The organism is Pararobbsia silviterrae, from assembly GCF_003628125.1.
Lineage (GTDB): Bacteria > Pseudomonadota > Gammaproteobacteria > Burkholderiales > Burkholderiaceae > Pararobbsia > Pararobbsia silviterrae.
Window position 1 is genome coordinate 34,023 of the sequence record NZ_RBZU01000014.1, and the last position, 16,045, is coordinate 50,067.

General features: G+C 67.5%; 13 protein-coding genes. 6 read left to right on the forward strand and 7 right to left on the reverse strand.

Annotation, left to right across the window (positions count from 1 at the left end; translation table 11 throughout):
• Positions 1-14 precede the first annotated feature (14 nt).
• From hpnH to D7S86_RS23960, 3 genes are all read left to right on the forward strand, one after another.
• Entirely contained in the window at positions 15-1,172 is a 1,158-nt protein-coding gene (gene hpnH / locus D7S86_RS23950) for an adenosyl-hopene transferase HpnH (protein ID WP_121090143.1), read from the forward strand.
• 191 nt (positions 1,173-1,363) lie between these two features.
• Positions 1,364-2,362, forward strand: a complete 999-nt coding sequence (gene hpnA, locus D7S86_RS23955) for a hopanoid-associated sugar epimerase (RefSeq protein WP_121090145.1) — start codon at positions 1,364-1,366, stop codon at positions 2,360-2,362.
• A gap of 10 nt (positions 2,363-2,372) precedes the next feature.
• Positions 2,373-3,530, forward strand: coding sequence for a glycosyltransferase (locus D7S86_RS23960; protein ID WP_121090147.1), 1,158 nt, complete (start codon positions 2,373-2,375; stop codon positions 3,528-3,530).
• Between the two features lie 2 nt (positions 3,531-3,532).
• Here D7S86_RS23960 and D7S86_RS23965 read toward each other — a convergent pair whose 3' ends face one another.
• From D7S86_RS23965 to D7S86_RS23980, 4 genes are all read right to left on the reverse strand, one after another.
• Entirely contained in the window at positions 3,533-4,237 is a 705-nt protein-coding gene (locus D7S86_RS23965; RefSeq protein WP_121090149.1) for a phosphorylase, read from the reverse strand.
• A 4-nt stretch (positions 4,238-4,241) separates the two neighbouring features.
• Complete coding sequence (gene shc / locus D7S86_RS23970; protein WP_121090151.1) at positions 4,242-6,233, reverse strand: squalene--hopene cyclase; 1,992 nt, start codon at positions 6,231-6,233, stop codon at positions 4,242-4,244.
• Positions 6,234-6,337: 104 nt separating this feature from the next.
• On the reverse strand, positions 6,338-7,195 hold the full coding sequence (hpnD, locus tag D7S86_RS23975; RefSeq protein ID WP_420813303.1) for a presqualene diphosphate synthase HpnD: 858 nt from the start codon (positions 7,193-7,195) through the stop codon (positions 6,338-6,340).
• 89 nt (positions 7,196-7,284) lie between these two features.
• Positions 7,285-7,779: a hypothetical protein gene (locus D7S86_RS23980; RefSeq protein WP_147432450.1), complete on the reverse strand. Its 495-nt coding sequence runs from the start codon at positions 7,777-7,779 to the stop codon at positions 7,285-7,287.
• Between the two features lie 94 nt (positions 7,780-7,873).
• Here D7S86_RS23980 and D7S86_RS23985 point away from each other — a divergent pair, with 94 nt between their 5' ends.
• Both D7S86_RS23985 and D7S86_RS23990 read left to right on the forward strand, forming a co-directional pair.
• Positions 7,874-9,454, forward strand: a complete 1,581-nt coding sequence (locus D7S86_RS23985) for a UxaA family hydrolase (RefSeq protein ID WP_121090155.1) — start codon at positions 7,874-7,876, stop codon at positions 9,452-9,454.
• A gap of 35 nt (positions 9,455-9,489) precedes the next feature.
• The gene (locus tag D7S86_RS23990; protein ID WP_121090157.1) at positions 9,490-10,248 is read left to right on the forward strand and encodes an SDR family NAD(P)-dependent oxidoreductase; all 759 of its coding nucleotides are present in this window, start codon (positions 9,490-9,492) and stop codon (positions 10,246-10,248) included.
• A gap of 92 nt (positions 10,249-10,340) precedes the next feature.
• Here the strand turns inward: D7S86_RS23990 and D7S86_RS23995 are convergent, their stop codons facing one another.
• From D7S86_RS23995 to selD, 3 genes are all read right to left on the reverse strand, one after another.
• Positions 10,341-11,771, reverse strand: a complete 1,431-nt coding sequence (locus tag D7S86_RS23995; RefSeq protein WP_121090159.1) for an MDR family MFS transporter — start codon at positions 11,769-11,771, stop codon at positions 10,341-10,343.
• 95 nt (positions 11,772-11,866) lie between these two features.
• Positions 11,867-12,841, reverse strand: a complete 975-nt coding sequence (gene panS / locus D7S86_RS24000; protein ID WP_121090161.1) for a ketopantoate/pantoate/pantothenate transporter PanS — start codon at positions 12,839-12,841, stop codon at positions 11,867-11,869.
• A 274-nt stretch (positions 12,842-13,115) separates the two neighbouring features.
• A complete protein-coding gene (selD, locus tag D7S86_RS24005) occupies positions 13,116-14,183 on the reverse strand; it encodes a selenide, water dikinase SelD (protein ID WP_121090163.1) in 1,068 nt (355 codons plus the stop codon).
• Between the two features lie 502 nt (positions 14,184-14,685).
• Here selD and D7S86_RS24010 point away from each other — a divergent pair.
• Positions 14,686-16,044, forward strand: a complete 1,359-nt coding sequence (locus D7S86_RS24010; protein ID WP_158602075.1) for a DUF3443 family protein — start codon at positions 14,686-14,688, stop codon at positions 16,042-16,044.
• Position 16,045: the final 1 nt, after the last annotated feature.

Consider the following 16,045-nt stretch of genomic DNA (forward strand, 5'->3'; position numbering starts at 1 on the left):
CACAAGGAGTCTCTGTGGGTATTCCCTTTCTGCAACAAGCCTATGTCGGCGCGTATCTGATGAAGCAGCGCCTGACGGGCGTCAAGCGCTATCCGCTCGTGCTCATGCTCGAGCCGCTGTTTCGCTGCAACCTCGCCTGTAACGGCTGCGGCAAGATCGACTATCCCGACGAGATCCTCAATCAGCGGATTTCGTACGAGGACTCGATGGCGGCGGTCGACGAATGCGGCGCGCCGGTCGTCTCGATCGCGGGCGGCGAGCCGCTGTTGCACCGGGACATGCCCCGGATCGTCAAGGGCATCATCGAACGCAAGAAGTTCGTCTATCTCTGCACGAACGCGCTGCTGCTCGAAAAGAAGATCGACGACTACGAGCCGAGCCCGTTCTTCGTCTGGTCGATCCACCTCGACGGCGACAAGGAGATGCACGATCACTCGGTGAGCCAGGAAGGCGTCTACGAGCGCGCGGTGTCGGCGATCAAGCTCGCGAAGGCGCGCGGCTTCCGCGTCAACATCAACTGCACGTTGTTCAACGATGCCGAGCCCGCGCGCGTCGCGGCGTTCTTCGATACGGTCAAGGAGATCGGCGTCGACGGCATCACGGTGTCGCCCGGCTATGCATACGAACGCGCGCCGGATCAGCAGCACTTCCTGAACCGCGAAAAGACCAAGCATCTGTTCCGCGACATCCTGCGCCGCGGTCATGGCGGCAAGGACTGGGCGTTCAGCCAGTCGGGCCTGTTCCTCGACTTCCTCGCGGGCAACCGGAGCTACCACTGCACGCCGTGGGGCAACCCGACGCGGACCGTGTTCGGCTGGCAGCGTCCGTGCTATCTGCTCGGCGAAGGCTATGCGAAGACGTACACGGAACTCATGGAGACGACCGACTGGGACAAGTACGGTGTCGGCAACTACGAGAAGTGCGCGGACTGCATGGTCCATAGCGGCTTCGAGGCGTCGGCCGTCAACGAGACGATCTCGCATCCGCTGCGCGCGCTCGGCGTCGCGTTGCGCGGCGTGAAGACCGAAGGCGCGTTCGTCGAGGACGTCAAGCTCGACGGCGCACGGCCGGCCGAGTACGTGTTCTCGAAGCACGTCGAGATCAAGCTGTCCGAAATCAAGAACCGCAAGGCGGCCGCGAAGCAGGCCGTCGAGGAAGCGGTCGAGGGCTGATCCGCCTCCGGCCCGCTTTCCGGTTCAACCGCTGCGGTGCGGCGCTTCGAGCGCCGCACCGGTTCCGATACGGCCGCATCTGCGGCCGTATTGCCGTCCGAGCCGTCCCGCCGTCTGACTCGTCTGACCTGCTTGACTCGTCTCACCGTGCCATTCATCCCCCTCATTCGCCCATCTCACTTCGCACACCCATGACAGGCCCTCGTGTACTGGTGACCGGTGCGTCCGGTTTTGTCGGCTCGGCCGTCGTACAGGCCGCGCTCGCGCGCGGCTATCGCGTGCGCGCGATGGTGCGCGCGACGAGCCCGCGCGAGAATCTGCGCGGCCTCGATATCGAGGTCGTCGAAGGCGATATGCGCGATCCCGCGTCGATGGACCGCGCGCTCGACGGCGTCGAGGTGCTGTTCCATGTCGCGGCCGACTATCGCCTCTGGGCGCGCAACCCGGCCGATATCATGCGCGCGAACGCCGACGGCACGCGCGTGACGATGGAGGCCGCACTGCGCCGCAAGGTCGAACGCATCGTCTATACGAGCAGCGTCGCGACGCTGCGCGTCAAGGGCGCGACCGCGCCCGTCGACGAAACCTCGCCGAGCGACGAACATCAGACGATCGGCGTCTACAAGCGCAGCAAGGTCGCGGCCGAACGCATCGTCGAGCGGCTCGTCGCCGAGCAGGGCCTGCCGGCCGTCATCGTGAATCCGTCGACGCCGATCGGGCCGCGCGACATCCGCCCGACGCCGACGGGGCGCATCATCGTCGAAGCCGCGCAGGGCAAGATCCCGGCCTTCGTCGATACGGGCCTGAACCTCGTGCACGTCGACGACTGCGCGCAAGGGCATCTGCTCGCGCTCGATCGCGGCCGTGTCGGCGAACGCTATATCCTCGGTGGCGACGACGTGCCGTTGCGCGATATGCTCGCCACGATCGCGCGTCTGTGCGGACGCAAGGCGCCGACGATATCGTTGCCGCGCTGGCCGCTGTATCCGGTCGCGCTCGCGGCGCAGGGCATCGCGTCGTTGACGGGCAAGGAGCCGTTCGTGACCGTCGACGGTCTGCGCATGTCGCAGTACCGGATGTTCTTTTCGTCGGCGAAGGCGCGGGCCGAGCTCGGCTATGCGGCGCGTCCGTTCGCCGAAGGGTTGCGCGATGCGGTCGAGTGGTTCCGCGTCGCCGGTTATCTCGATTGAGTCGACGACTATGGCAGGCGTGATCGCATTCGTTTCCCTCGTCATCTGGGTCTATCTGCTGACCGCGCGCGGCGGCTTCTGGCATGCCGCCGAGCGCGACGACACCCCCGAGGACGAAGCCCGGCTCGGCGCACTCGCGTCCTGGCCGTCGGTCGCCGTCGTGATTCCCGCGCGCAATGAAGCCGATTCGATCGCGCAGACGGTCGGCAGCCTCTGCCGGCAAGACTATCCGGGCGAATTCCGGATCGTCGTCGTCGACGATCAAAGCACCGACGGGACGGCCGAACGCGCGCGCGCCGCGGCCGCCGAGGCGGGCACGCCGGACCGGCTGACCGTCGTGACGGGGGCCCCGTTGCCCGAGGGCTGGACCGGCAAGCTCTGGGCGCTCAAGCAAGGCGATGCGATCGCCTGCACGCCCTCGAAACCGGACTGGCTGCTCCATACCGACGCCGATATCGCGCATACGCCCGACAACCTGCGCAAGCTCGTCGCACGCGGCGTGCACGACTCGCTCACGCTCGTGTCGCTGATGGCGAAGCTGCGCTGCGACGCGTGGTTCGAACGGGCGCTGATTCCCGCGTTCGTGCTGTTTTTCCAGATGTTGTATCCGTTCCGCTGGGTCAATCAGCGCGGTCATCCGCTGGCCGCGGGCGCGGGCGGTTGCATGCTGATCCGCCGCGCGGCGCTCGAAGCGGCCGGCGGCATCGATTCGATTCGCGACGAGATCATCGACGATTGCGCGCTCGGGCGGCAGCTCAAGCTTCAGGGACCGATCTGGCTCGGACTCACGAATCGCGCGCACAGCGTGCGGCCGTATGACGATCTCGGCGAAATCCGCCGCATGGTGTCGCGCACGGCGTATGCGCAGCTCCAGTACTCGCCGTGGCTGCTCGCGGGCACGCTCGTGTCGCTCTGCCTGACGTTCCTCGCGCCGCCGCTGATGGTGCTGTTCGCGCACGGCTGGGGACGGTTCTTCGGTCTGCTTGCGTGGATCGGGATGAGTCTTGCGTATCTGCCGATGTTACGGTTCTACGGGCGCGCGGGGTGGTGGGCGCCCGTGTTGCCCGCGATCGCCGCGCTCTATACGGCGTTCACGCTCGATTCCGCGATCCAGCATTGGCAGGGGCGCGGCGGCATGTGGAAGGGGCGGGCGCAGGCAAAGAAGTAACGCTACCGCGCATCGAATCCGAAGCGCGCGCCGACGGCCTTGCGGCCGCGCGCAAGCGCCTTCTGCGCATGCGCCGCGTCGCGCGCGACGCGCAGCAGTGCACCCAATTGCATCGGCCGTCGGAGCAGCGACCGGATCACCGCGCCGACGTCGGTCGAACCGTCGGGCCGCATGCCGGCCAGCGCGGCATCGGGCAGCGAGCGCTCGGCCGGATCGATGACGACGCGGCAGCAGACGAACGGAATCTCGCGCGCCGTCGCGAGGCGCGCGACGACCTGCGACTCCATATCGGCCGCGATCGCGTGCGTCGCGCGATGCAGCGCGGCCTTGTCCGATGCGGTCACGACAGGCTCGGGCACGCCCGCGATGTCGCCGTACATCGCGCCTTGTGCCGCACCTTGCCTCGCATCCCGGGTCGCTTCCGGCGTCGCGCCGGACAATGCGGCGCGCAGCGCGGCCGACCAGCGCGCGTCGGCTTCGAAGCGGCGCGGGCCCGCGATCACGTCGCGCGCGACGACCCAGTCTCCGGGACGCAGCCGCGCGTCGAGACCGCCGGCCGTGCCGAAGCTCACGACGCCTTCGCATCCTTCGGCAATCGCGGGCACGAGCACGTCGGCGAGCGTCGCGTTCTGCTGGCAGATCACGCGCACGCCGTCGCCGGCCGCGATGCGCGCCTCGAACGCGAGCCCCGTGACGACGATGATCACGCGTCTACATCCCGCACGGAATCGGACACGCGTTGCGCACCGTCAGGTTCCGGTACCGCGCGAGCGCCCAGAGCGGGAAGAACTTCCGATAGCCGTGGTAGCGCAGATAGAACACGCGCGGGAAGCCCGTCGCCGTGTAGAGCGCTTCGTCCCAGAGGCCGTCGGCATTCTGCGTGTCGAGCAGATACCGGACGCCGCGCGCGAGCGCCGGATGGTCCGCGTAGCCGGCCGCCATGAGGCCGAGCAGCGCCCAGGCCGTTTGCGACGAGGTGCTCGGAAACGCTTCGTAGCCGTGATAGTCGAGCTTGTAGCTTTCGCAGTCCTCGCCCCAGCCGCCGTCGGCGTTCTGGATCGAGAGCAGCCACTGCGCGCCGCGTTCGAGGATCGGCGAACCCGGCTCGATGCCGCCCGCGCGCAGACCGCAAAGCGCCGACCACGTGCCGTAGACGTAGTTGAGGCCCCATCGGCCGTACCAGCTGCCGTCCTTCTCCTGATCGTCGATCAGGTACTTGAGCGCCAGTTCGGCCGACGCATCGCGTTCCTTGTGCTTGGGCAACTGCGCGAGCATCGACAGGCAGCGCGCCGAGACGTCGACCGTCGGCGGGTCGAGCAGCGCGCCGTGGTCCGAGAACGGAATGTTGTTCAGGTACAGATGCGTGTTCTCGGGCTCGAACGCGCCCCAGCCGCCGTTGCTGCTCTGCATGCCGATGACCCATTCGCAGGCGCGGTCGATCGCGGCGTCGTAGCGCGTGTCGCCGTGAATGCGCTGCGCGCGGTCCATCGCCATCGCGACGACGGCCGTGTCGTCGACGTCGGGGTAGTGCGGGTTCGCGAACTGGAACGCCCAGCCGCCGGGCCGTACGTCGGGACGCCGCGAGATCCAGTCGCCGCGCACGTCGAGGATCTGCAGCGGCACGAGCCAGTCGAGGCCGCGCGTCGCGTGCTCGATCGCGCGGGCGTCGCCGGTCTCGATCAGCGCGTGCGCGGTCAGCGCCGTGTCCCAGACGGGCGACAGACAGGGCTGGCAATAGGCCTCGTCGTCCTGGATCGCGAGCAGCTTGTCGACGGACCGTCGCGCGATTGCGCGGTTCGGATGGTCGGCCGGATAGCCGAGCAGGTCGTACATCATGACCGAGTTGACCATCGCCGGGAAAATCGCGCCGAGGCCGTCCTCGCCGTTGAGCCGTTCGTCGACGAAGGCGACGGCCGCATCGATCGCTTTCTTGCGCGAGCGCTTCGGGAACAGCGATTCGGTTGCGCGCAGCACCGTGTCGGCGATGTTGAAGAACGTGAACCACGCGCGGCTCTGGTGCCCGGCGCGCGGCGTCGGGCCGACGTCGCGCGGCGAGCCGATAAACAGCTCGTCGATCGTGACGCCCTTCGGATTGCGCGCACGCGCGCGCAGCGTCTGAAGCACGAGCAGCGGCACGATGACCGTGCGCGCCCAGTACGAGACCTTCGACAGATGGAACGGGAACCAGGTCGGCAGCAGCATGATCTCGACCGGCATCATCGGGACCGCTTTCCAGTCGACGACGCCGAACATCGCGAGCATCGCGCGCGTGAAGACGTTGCTCATGTTCGCGCCGCCGTGCGCGAGGATCGCCTCGCGCGCGCGCCGCATATGCGGCGCGTCGGGCGATTCGCCGGCCATCTTGAGCGCGAAATACGCCTTGACGCTCGCGCTGACGTCGAGCCTGCCGTCGTGGAACAGCGGCCAGCCGCCGTGCTTGCCCTGGATGCGCTTGAGATACGCGACGATCTTCGCTTCGAGTGCGAGGTCCGGCGTTTCGCCGAGGAAGTGGACGAACAGGATGTACTCGGCCGGAATCGTCGCATCGGCTTCGAGTTCGAACAGCCAGTAGCCGTCGTCGTGCTGCAGATCGATCAGCGCGTCGCGCGCGGCCGCGATGCCGCGTTCGAGATCCGCGTGCGCGGGTGCGGCGGCGTCGGGGGGCTGCGCGGCGGCGCCGGCGGGCGGGGTGCCGAACGGCATATCAAGCGAGGTCCCAAGCGAGGTCCCAAGCGGGGCGTCAGGCGGCGTCGCCAGGTCGGAAGTCATGGTCATCTTCAATCTTTGAAACGGTGAATCTTCGCGCGTCAAAAGTATTTGTTCTTGATGAGCAGCGCGATCAGGCGAAGCTTCGAGACACGTACGCGCGCGCGCGGCGTGTCGAAGCCGCGTGCGATGAGTTTGTCGAGGATCGCGCCATAGGCTTCGGCCATGATCTTCGGTGCGATGACGACGCCGCGCGGATAGCGCTTCATGATCGTCGTCGATACGGCGAAGTGTTCCTTCGCCTGCGCAATCAGCGGCGCGCACGCGAGATCGAGGCGGCTTGCGCGCACGGCTTCGGGCGTCAGCGTCGTGACGCCCGCGGCGAGCAGCGATTCGCGCGGCAGATAGACGCGGCCGATGTCCGCGTCTTCGTCGATGTCGCGCAGGATATTCGTCAACTGGAGCGCGCGCCCGAGATGGTGCGACAGCGCGATGCCGTCGTCATGCGCCATGCCGAAGATGCGCACGCACAAGCGGCCGACCGCGCTCGCGACGCGGTCGCAATAGAGATCGAGCGTTGCGAGGTCGGGGGCGACGATCGTCGAAACGACGTCCATTTCCATGCCGTCGACGACCGCGAGGAAGTCGGCCTTGTCGAGCGCGAACGTCGTGATCGTGCGCGCAAGCGGACGCAGCCGCTCGGGCGGCAGCCCCGCGTAGACGTCGTCGAGATCCCGGCGCCATTGTTCGAGCGCGGCCTGGCGGCCGTCGCGCGGGCCTTCGGCGTCGGCGATATCGTCGACCTGGCGGCAGAACGAATAGATCTCGAACATGCCGTCGCGCTGCGCGGGCGGCAGGATCCGCATCGCGGCGTAAAACGAGCTGCCGGCGGCCACGCGTTCGCTGCTGGTCTCCGGGGATGGGTTCGACATGGATCGGCGTGCCGCGCTGTCGAGCATGACGGGGGCCTCGGCCGACGCGGCGGCGGGGACCTCATGCTCGGGGGACTGACGTTTCGTATTTTGGGTTTCGATGGGTTCGGCGACGCTCACGGAGCTCCTTCATGCGCAATGAACGTGACAGGCGGCGTTTGAGGCGCGCGAAACCGCTTCGACAAGCGCGCGCCCTGAAGGCGCCGGCCGGAGCGGCGCCCGATGCGCCCGGCACCCTTGGCAAAAACAGCGCAAAGGTAGCACAGATCGGCCCTGAAGGCATCGGCGAGGCGGGTCGCGGGCCGGCTGTCCGATCGCGAATCGGAGAAGGAAACGCGCGTGTTGGGTGCGACATTCGAAATAATCGACTCAAACGGGCGGCCTGTGCACGGCATGTCCTTCGGGCGTTCGCGCCCGCCGGCGCCGACGCTCGCCGGAACGATCCCCGATGCGGGATTCGCCGACTCGAAGCCGATGCCGACACGTTTGACAATATGTGCGCGGCGGCGCTTCGCAGCGGGCGAATTGATTAGTATATTAGTCGCCATCGCCCGAGACAGGCGTTCAGGCGGCACGTGCCTGCGTGATGCGACCGGTTGCGATACCCGCATCCGATACGCGTGCCGAGGGTGCGCGCCGCACGCGCCGGATTTTCCGACGCGCGCGCGACGCGGGCTTGCGCCGCATTCCAACTAGAGATTCCCCATGAATTCGACCCTGCTTCATTCCGGTACCGAGACGGCCCGCGCGCCGATCGAAGGGCTCTCGCCGCAGTTGATCCTGCTGCACGCGCGCGACGACGTCGCGATCGCGCGCCAGCAATTGTTGCCCGGTGCGCCGCTGATGGCGGGCGCGGTCGTCGGCGGCTTGATCCCCGCGGGTCACAAGGTCGCCGTACGGGCCGTCGCCGCGAATCAGGCCGTGCGCCGCTATGGGCAGATCATCGGCTTCGCGAAGCGCGATATCCGCGTCGGCGAGCACATTCACACGCACAACATGGCGATGGGCGATTTCGAGCGCGACTACGCGTACGGCGTCGACGCGCATCCGACGCCGCGTGTCGACGCGCCGCGCACGTTTCTCGGCATCCGTCGCGCCGACGGCCGCATCGCGACGCGCAATTACATCGGCATCCTGACGTCGGTCAATTGTTCGGCGACGGTCGCGCGCGCGATCGCCGACCATTTCCGCCGCGACATCCATCCCGAGGCGCTCGCCGACTATCCGAACGTCGACGGCGTCGTCGCGCTCACGCACGGGCAAGGGTGCGCGCTCGACTCGGAAGGCGAGGCGATCGGCCTGATCCGGCGCACGCTCGCGGGCTATGCGCGGCATGCGAATTTTTCGGCCGTGCTCATGATCGGTCTCGGCTGCGAGACGAACCAGATCGATGGTCTCGTCGAGTCGCAGGGCCTCAAGCGCAGCGAGACGCTGCGCACGATGACGATCCAGCAAACGGGCGGCACGGCGCGTACCGTCGCCTCGGGCATCGAACAGGTCAAGGCGCTGTTGCCCGAAGCGAATCGCGTGACGCGCGAGCCCGTGTCGGCCGAGCATCTGATCGTCGGCCTGCAGTGCGGCGGCTCCGACGGGTATTCGGGCATCACGGCCAATCCCGCGCTCGGCGCGGCGGTCGATCGGCTCGTCGCGCACGGCGGTACGGCGATCCTGTCCGAGACGCCCGAAGTCTATGGCGCCGAGCACTTGCTCACGCGACGCGCCGTGTCGCGCGACGTCGGCGAAAAGCTCGTGGCGCGGATCCGCTGGTGGGAAGACCATTGCGCGCGCATGAACGCCGACATGAACAACAATCCGTCGGCGGGCAACAAGGCCGGCGGCCTGACGACGATCCTCGAAAAATCGCTCGGCGCGGTCGCCAAGGGCGGCACGACGAACCTCGTCGACGCGTACGAGTATGCGCAGCCGGTCACGGCGCACGGGCTCGTGTTCATGGACACGCCGGGCTACGATCCCGTCTCGGCGACCGGACAGGTCGCGGGCGGCGCGAATCTGATCTGCTTCACGACGGGGCGCGGTTCGGCCTACGGATGCGCGCCGTCGCCGTCGCTGAAGCTCGGCACGAACACCGCGCTCTGGATCCGGCAGGAAGAGGACATCGACCTCAACTGCGGACGCATCGTCGAAGGCGAGCAGAGCATCGACGAAGTCGGTGCGCAGATTTTCGAGCTGATGCTTGCGACCGCGTCGGGCGCCGCGACGAAGAGCGAACTGCACGGGTATGGGCAGAACGAGTTCGTGCCCTGGCATATCGGCGCGACGATGTGACGTCGGGCCATCCATTCATCGAAGAGGACAGACGCATGCAGGATCTGAAGGGCAAGGTCGTGTTGATCACGGGAAGCGGCTCGGGCATCGGCGCCGCGGCGGCGCGCGCGTTCGGCGCGGCCGGGTCGCGTGTCGCGATCCACTACCGGAGCCGCAAGGCGGAAGCCGAGCAGCTCGTCGAATCGATCGAGGCGGCCGGCGGCGAGGCGCGCGCTTTCGCCGCGGATCTGACGATCACGTCCGACGTCGATCGGCTCGTCGCGGACGCGCACGCGCATTTCGGCCGCATCGACGTGCTGATCAACAACGCGGGCGGTATGGTCCGGCGCTCGCCGGTCGTCGATATCGACGACGCGTTGATCGACGAGGTCTTCCAGCTCAACGCGCGCTCGGTGATCGCCGTGAGCCGGCGCGTGATCCCGCTGATGGCCGCGCACGGCGGCAGCATCATCAACGTGACGTCGCAAGCCGCGCGCACGGGCGGCGGTCCGGGCGCGAGCCTTTATGCGGGCTGCAAGGGCTTCGTCTCGACCGTCACGCGCACGATGGCCAAGGAACTGGTCCCGCAGAAGATTCGCGTCAATGCGGTCGCGCCGGGCGTCATCGAGACGCCGTTCCACGACGGCATCTCGAGTCCCGAGATCATGCGCACGTTCACGCAGTCGATCCCGATGGGCCGGCTCGGCACGGCCGACGAGTGCGCGGGCGCGTTTCTGTTCCTCGCGAGCGAGACGTTGAGCGGCTATGTGACGGGGCAGGTGCTCGAGGTCAACGGCGGGCAGATCATGCCCTGAGCATGCCCTGAACATGTCTTGCGCATGCCCCGAGCCGGGCGGCCATGTGCGGCCGCCGCGGCGTATGCGGTCAGGCGGGTGATCGATGCGGCTTATTTCGCCGCGTCCGTGCCGCGCGTGACCGCGTGGCCGGCATTGCGCGCCATGCGCAGATAGCCGGGCAGCGAAAGCAGCGTCAGGATGCCGCAGACGACGAACGCCCAGCGGAATTCGACGACCGTGTGCGGATGCGCGGGGCCGCCGTGGCCGTTATGGAACCACGTCGCGCCGCGCAGCGCGAGCGCGCCGAATGCGATGCCCATGCCGATCGTCATCTGCTGGGCCGCGCTCCAGAGCGTGCTGGCCGCGCCCATGCGCGGCTTCTCGATATCGACGTAGGCGAGTGTCGCGAGCGTCGAAAAGAGCAGCGACCGCATCGCCCCATAGACGAACACGACGACGAGCGTCCAGATCAGCAGGACGCCGGGATCCATCCATCCGCACGCGAGCGTCGCGATGCCCGCGCCGCCGACGCTGATCAAGCACGTGGGCCGAAAACCGAAGCGTTGCATGATCGGCGTCGTGAGCGCCTTCATGCCGAAGTTGCCGATCGCGCTGACGAGCAGCAGCAGACCCGAATTGAACGCCGATAGCCCGAAGCCGATCTGGAACATCAGCGGCATCAGATAAGGCACGGCGTTGATGCCGATGCGGCTCAGCGTGCCGCTGACGACCGTCACCGAGAACGTCGGCACCTTGAGCAGCGCATAGTCGATCAGCGGGTGCGCATGATGCCGCGCGTGCCGGAACGATACGACGCCGACAAGCAGCCCGGCGGCCATCAACGCGAGCGGCCACGCGAGCCCCGTCGATTCGCGGCTCGCGAGTTCGGTGCCGTACATGAGGCAGATCAGCGAGGCGCCGCTGAGCACGAAGCCGACGACATCGAGTCCGCGATGCGCGGGGTCGCGTTCGTTCTTGACGAGCATGATCACGCAGACGATCGCCGCGATGCCGAACGGGACGTTGAGCAGAAAGATCCAGCGCCACGATGCGACGTCGGTGATGAAGCCGCCGAGCGGCGGTCCGACGACGGGCGCGAAGATCGCCGGCCATGTGATCGTCGAGATTGCCTGCATGAGGCGGCTTTTGTCGGTATTGCGCACGACGATCATGCGTCCGACGGGCACCATCATCGCGCCGCCGATGCCCTGGAGCAGGCGCGCGCCGGTGAACGTCTCGACGCCGTTCGACAGCCCGCAGAGGATCGACGCGATCGTGAAGACGCCGATGGCGCCGCCGAACACGGTGCGCGCGCCGAAGCGGTCGGCGATCCACCCGCTGACCGGGATGAACACGGCGAGCGCGAGCATATAGGCCGCCATGCCGAAGCTCAGATCGTTCGGGCCGACGTGGAACGACGTGGCCATCTGCGGCAGCGCGGTCGCGACGACCGTCGTGTCGAGATACTCCATGAAGAACGTGGCGGCGACGAGCAGCGCGAGATGGTGGGCGCGGCGGTCGTGGGCATTGAGCTTCGTCATCGATGCAAACTCGTACTCGTATTCATACTCGTATTACGTGCGGCCGGGTGCCGGACATGCGCCGCGCGGGCGGGCGCGCTGTCCGCAGGCGCGCCCTAGGCGGTGCGGTCGTTGCGCGGATCGGCCGAGCCGAGACCCGCGGCCCGCCGGCCGCCGGCCGGATTGACGGGACGCCCGGCCCAGACGCCGGCGAGCAGCGATCCCGACAGGTTGTGCCAGACCGAGAACAAGGCGCCGGGCAACGCGGCGAGCGGCGAAAAATAGAGCTTGCCGAGCGTCGCCGCGAGGCCCGAGTTCTGCATGCCGACCTCGATCGCGAGCGTCCGGCAGACCGATTCGTCGAAGCCGAGCAGACGGCCGCCCCAATATCCGCCGAGCAGGCCGGTCGCGTTGTGGAGGATCACGCCGACCAGCACGATGGGCCCGACTGTCGCGATGCTGTGCGCGGTGCCCGCGACGACCGACGCGATGATCAGCACGATCGCGATCATCGAGAGCAGGGGCAGAAAGCGTTCGATACGCGCGATCGTGCGATGGAAGAAGTGATGGAGGAGCAGACCGGCCGCGATGGGCAAGCCGACGATCTGCACGATGCTCAGCAGCATGCCGCGCACGTCGACCGCGATCGACGCATCGATATAGAGCCGCGTGAGCAGCGGCGTCGCGACGATGCCGACCACCGTCGACAGCGCGCTGATCGTGACCGACAGCGCGACGTCGCCGCGCGCGAGGTAGATCATGACGTTCGATGCCGTGCCGCTCGCGACGCTGCCCACGAGCACCATGCCGGCGACGAGGTCGGGCGGCATCCGCAGCGCGTGCGCGATGACCCAGGCGGCGAGCGGCATCACGAGATAGTGGAGGCCGATGCCCGCGATCACGGGAGCCGGACGCGTGATCACGCGTTTGAAGTCGTCGAGCGAGAGCGTGACGCCCATCGACAGCATGACGAGTGCGAGCAGCGTGGTCACGTGGGGCGCGATCGGGCCGAACGTGGCGGGGCGCGCGTAGGCGGCGAACGAGATCAGGACCGCCCAGAGCGGGAACAGACGGGTGATGCGCGCGAGCATGTGCCTTCCTGTAAGAGAACGGAGCGCGACGGCGCGAGGGGCGTCGCGTGTGCGTGTCGGGAACGCGGGCCCAGGGTGGAGGGGCCGACCGGAACGGCGCGCTGTCCGGGGTGTCGTCGACGCGCTCGAGGTCCCGCAGCGAGGTGCCGATGCGGTGCAGAGGTGCGGGCGATTATAACGTGCGCGGGTCGGCGCCCGCTGCGCCCGAGTCGTGGCGCGGTCGTCGTCGTGATCGATGCCGTCGCCTCGATCGATGCCGATGCCGCGCGTTCGATCAGCGTACGTGGATGCGCGGTGGGCCGTCCGTGATGGCGCCGATGACGGCCGCATCGCCGAAGCCTTCGCCGCGCAGCACCTCGAGCACGCGCTCGGCCGCGTGCCGATCGCAGGCCACGAGCAGGCCGCCCGAGGTCTGCGGATCGGTCAGCAGCGTCTGCGCGCTGCGCGGCAACGACGCGGCCAGATCGACGGCGTCGCCGTACGACGCCCAGTTGCGCGTCGACGCGCCGGTCAGGATGCCCGCGTCGGCATGCGCGACGGCGCCGTCGATCCAGCGCAGCGCCGCATAGTCGATCGACGCGCCGAGCTTTGCGCCGCGGCACATTTCGAGCGTGTGGCCGAGCAGGCCGAAGCCCGTCACGTCGGTCATCGCGTGGACGCCGTCGAGGGTCGCGAGCGCGGCGCCGGGCCGGTTCAGGCGCGTCGTCGTCGCGATCAGCGCGCGATAGCCCGCGTCGTCGAGCCGCTGTTTCTTGAACGCCGCCGACAGGATGCCGACGCCGAGCGGCTTGCCGAGGATCAGGACGTCGCCTGCGAGCGCGCCGCTGTTGCGCATCACGCGGTCGGGATCGACGAGGCCGAGCGCGGCGAGGCCGTAGATCGGTTCGACCGAATCGATCGAGTGGCCGCCCGCGACGGGAATGCCCGCGTCGGCGCAGACGGCTTCACCGCCTTCGAGAATGCGCGCGATCGTCGCGTGCGGCAGGACGTTGACCGGCATGCCGACGATCGCGAGCGCGAGGATCGGCGTACCGCCCATCGCATAGACATCGGAGAGCGCATTGGTCGCCGCGATGCGGCCGAAGTCGAACGGGTCGTCGACGATCGGCATGAAGAAGTCGGTTGTCGCGACGATGGCCTGCCGGTCGTTGAGCCGATAGACGGCCGCGTCATCGGCGGTTTCGGTGCCGACGAGCAGATCCGCGAAGGGGCGCGCGACGCGCGCATCGCGTTTGAGCAGATCCGCGAGCACGCCGGGCGCGATCTTGCAGCCGCAGCCGCAGCCGCCGCCGTGCGCGAGCGAGGTGAGGGTCGGGACGGCGGCGTGGGCGATGGGTTCCATTTGGGTTCCATTGTCGTGACCGTGGGCGTGTCTGACGTCTGCGCTGCTTGGACGTCCTTTGTGCGTCCAAGCAGCATACACAGTGGATACGCTCGGCACTCACGATTTCATCCGCACGTGTCGATGGATTCATGCGGGCGCCGCCGGCAGCGAAGCACGTGGGTCGGGCAGAGCCCCCTATGCGATGCGTTTTCTCAACCTTCCCGATCCAGGCGGACGCGCTGTACGCGCTTATCCACGCGCCGCGCACGGCCTTCCATGTCCCGCGTATGCAGCGTGCCCATGTCGTGAACATTACATTTCCTATGCATTTAAATCATTCCCGTTACAATTCACGCCGATGCGCGTGTCAGCGATAGGAGGGGCGCGCGCCGTCGTGCGCGTTCGTGACGCGTCCTCCTGTTGCGATTGCCTGGGTGTAGTGCGCGTTTGTTGCCGTTCTCTTCGACACGGTTTGCCGATGACAATCCCAATTGCAGTCCTGATGACGCTGGCAGTGCTGATGACACTGACACTCGGCGTCCTGTTTGCGATGCTTGCCACGCCCATTGCCGCCGATCGCGCGCGATTGCGCGTTCACGCCACCCCGCGCACGTCAGGCCGCGCCGCGGCCTCGGCGGTCGCATGCACGCTGATGCTCGCGCTCGCCGGCTGCGGCGGCGATTCGTCGAGCACCGCATCAAGCACCACGACCTCGGGCGGCGGCACCACGAGCACGGCGCCGACGGTGCCGCAGTCGACCGCAGCCAATTCGGTGTCGTTGGCCGTCGACTCGACGCTCGGTACGTCCACGTTCAATCAGGCCTATGTCACCGTGACGGTCTGCGCGCCCGGCACGACGAGCAACTGCACGACCGTCGACCACATCATGATCGACACGCATTCGACAGGACTGCGCGTGCTCAACACGGCGCTCAGCCTATCGTTCATCAATGCCCTGACGCCGGTTCTCCAACCGTCGACGAGCGATCCCATCGACGAATGCGCGCCGATCAATGGGGGGTATCTATGGGGTTCGGTGCGTGCGGCCGACGTCTATATGTCCGGTGAAATGGCGCCGGCTCAGTCGGTCGAGATTGTCGGCGATACGACGGCGGGCAACGCGCCCACGACATGCACGACGCAAGGGGGCAGTCTCGGCAGCCAGACCGCGCTCGGCGCCAACGGCGTGCTCGGTATCGGGCCTGCGATCTATGACTGCGGAGTCACCTGCACGACGAGCACGAGTGCGAGCTCGCAGCGCTACTACGTCTGCGCCGATGCGTCGTCATGCTCGACGCCGGGCACCGTACCCGAAGACCAGCAGGTCAAGAACCTCGCGAGCGGATTCGGCAGCGATGCCAACGGCACGGTGATCGAATTGCCGAGTATCTCGAGCAGCGGCGCGTCGAGTGCAACGGGCTTGCTGCTCTTCGGTGTCGGCTCGCAATCGGATAACACCTTCAGTTCGGTCACGACGATCCCGCTCGATGCGAACGGCGAATTCACGGCGACGTACAAAGGTGTCGCCTATCCGTCGAGCTTCCTCGCCTTGGGCTTGCCCGCGACGTATCTGCCCGACTCGACGATCACGCCCTGCGGCACGCCTTATACGGGGTATTTTTGCGCGTCGCCGACGCAGACCGCCGCCTTGACGCTCACGTCGAACACGAGCACGCACAGCACGGCCACGATCGATCTGAACGTCGGTGATGCGCAAACAGACATCTCGTCGGGCTACGCGGCCTTTGACGACTTGACCTACGACGGCGTCGTCAATTCGGGGATCGCGCTCGGTATGCCGTTCGCCTTCGGCCGCACCATCGTGATCAAGAACGAAAGTTCGAGCGGCGCGGGCGATGCTTCGATCGCGTTCTTATGAT

What these genes read in the sequence shown, in the direction of transcription:
- D7S86_RS23960 (WP_121090147.1), top strand. Translation starts at nt 2,373, where the DNA reads ATGGCAGGCGTGATCGCATTCGTTTCCCTCGTCATCTGGGTCTATCTG.
- hpnA (WP_121090145.1), top strand. Translation starts at nt 1,364, where the DNA reads ATGACAGGCCCTCGTGTACTGGTGACCGGTGCGTCCGGTTTTGTCGGC.
- D7S86_RS23990 (WP_121090157.1), top strand. Translation starts at nt 9,490, where the DNA reads ATGCAGGATCTGAAGGGCAAGGTCGTGTTGATCACGGGAAGCGGCTCG.
- D7S86_RS23980 (WP_147432450.1), bottom strand. Translation starts at nt 7,779, where the DNA reads ATGCGGGTATCGCAACCGGTCGCATCACGCAGGCACGTGCCGCCTGAA.
- selD (WP_121090163.1), bottom strand. Translation starts at nt 14,183, where the DNA reads ATGGAACCCATCGCCCACGCCGCCGTCCCGACCCTCACCTCGCTCGCG.
- panS (WP_121090161.1), bottom strand. Translation starts at nt 12,841, where the DNA reads ATGCTCGCGCGCATCACCCGTCTGTTCCCGCTCTGGGCGGTCCTGATC.
- shc (WP_121090151.1), bottom strand. Translation starts at nt 6,233, where the DNA reads ATGCCGTTCGGCACCCCGCCCGCCGGCGCCGCCGCGCAGCCCCCCGAC.
- D7S86_RS23995 (WP_121090159.1), bottom strand. Translation starts at nt 11,771, where the DNA reads ATGACGAAGCTCAATGCCCACGACCGCCGCGCCCACCATCTCGCGCTG.
- D7S86_RS23985 (WP_121090155.1), top strand. Translation starts at nt 7,874, where the DNA reads ATGAATTCGACCCTGCTTCATTCCGGTACCGAGACGGCCCGCGCGCCG.
- hpnD (WP_420813303.1), bottom strand. Translation starts at nt 7,195, where the DNA reads ATGCTCGACAGCGCGGCACGCCGATCCATGTCGAACCCATCCCCGGAG.
- D7S86_RS24010 (WP_158602075.1), top strand. Translation starts at nt 14,686, where the DNA reads ATGACACTGACACTCGGCGTCCTGTTTGCGATGCTTGCCACGCCCATT.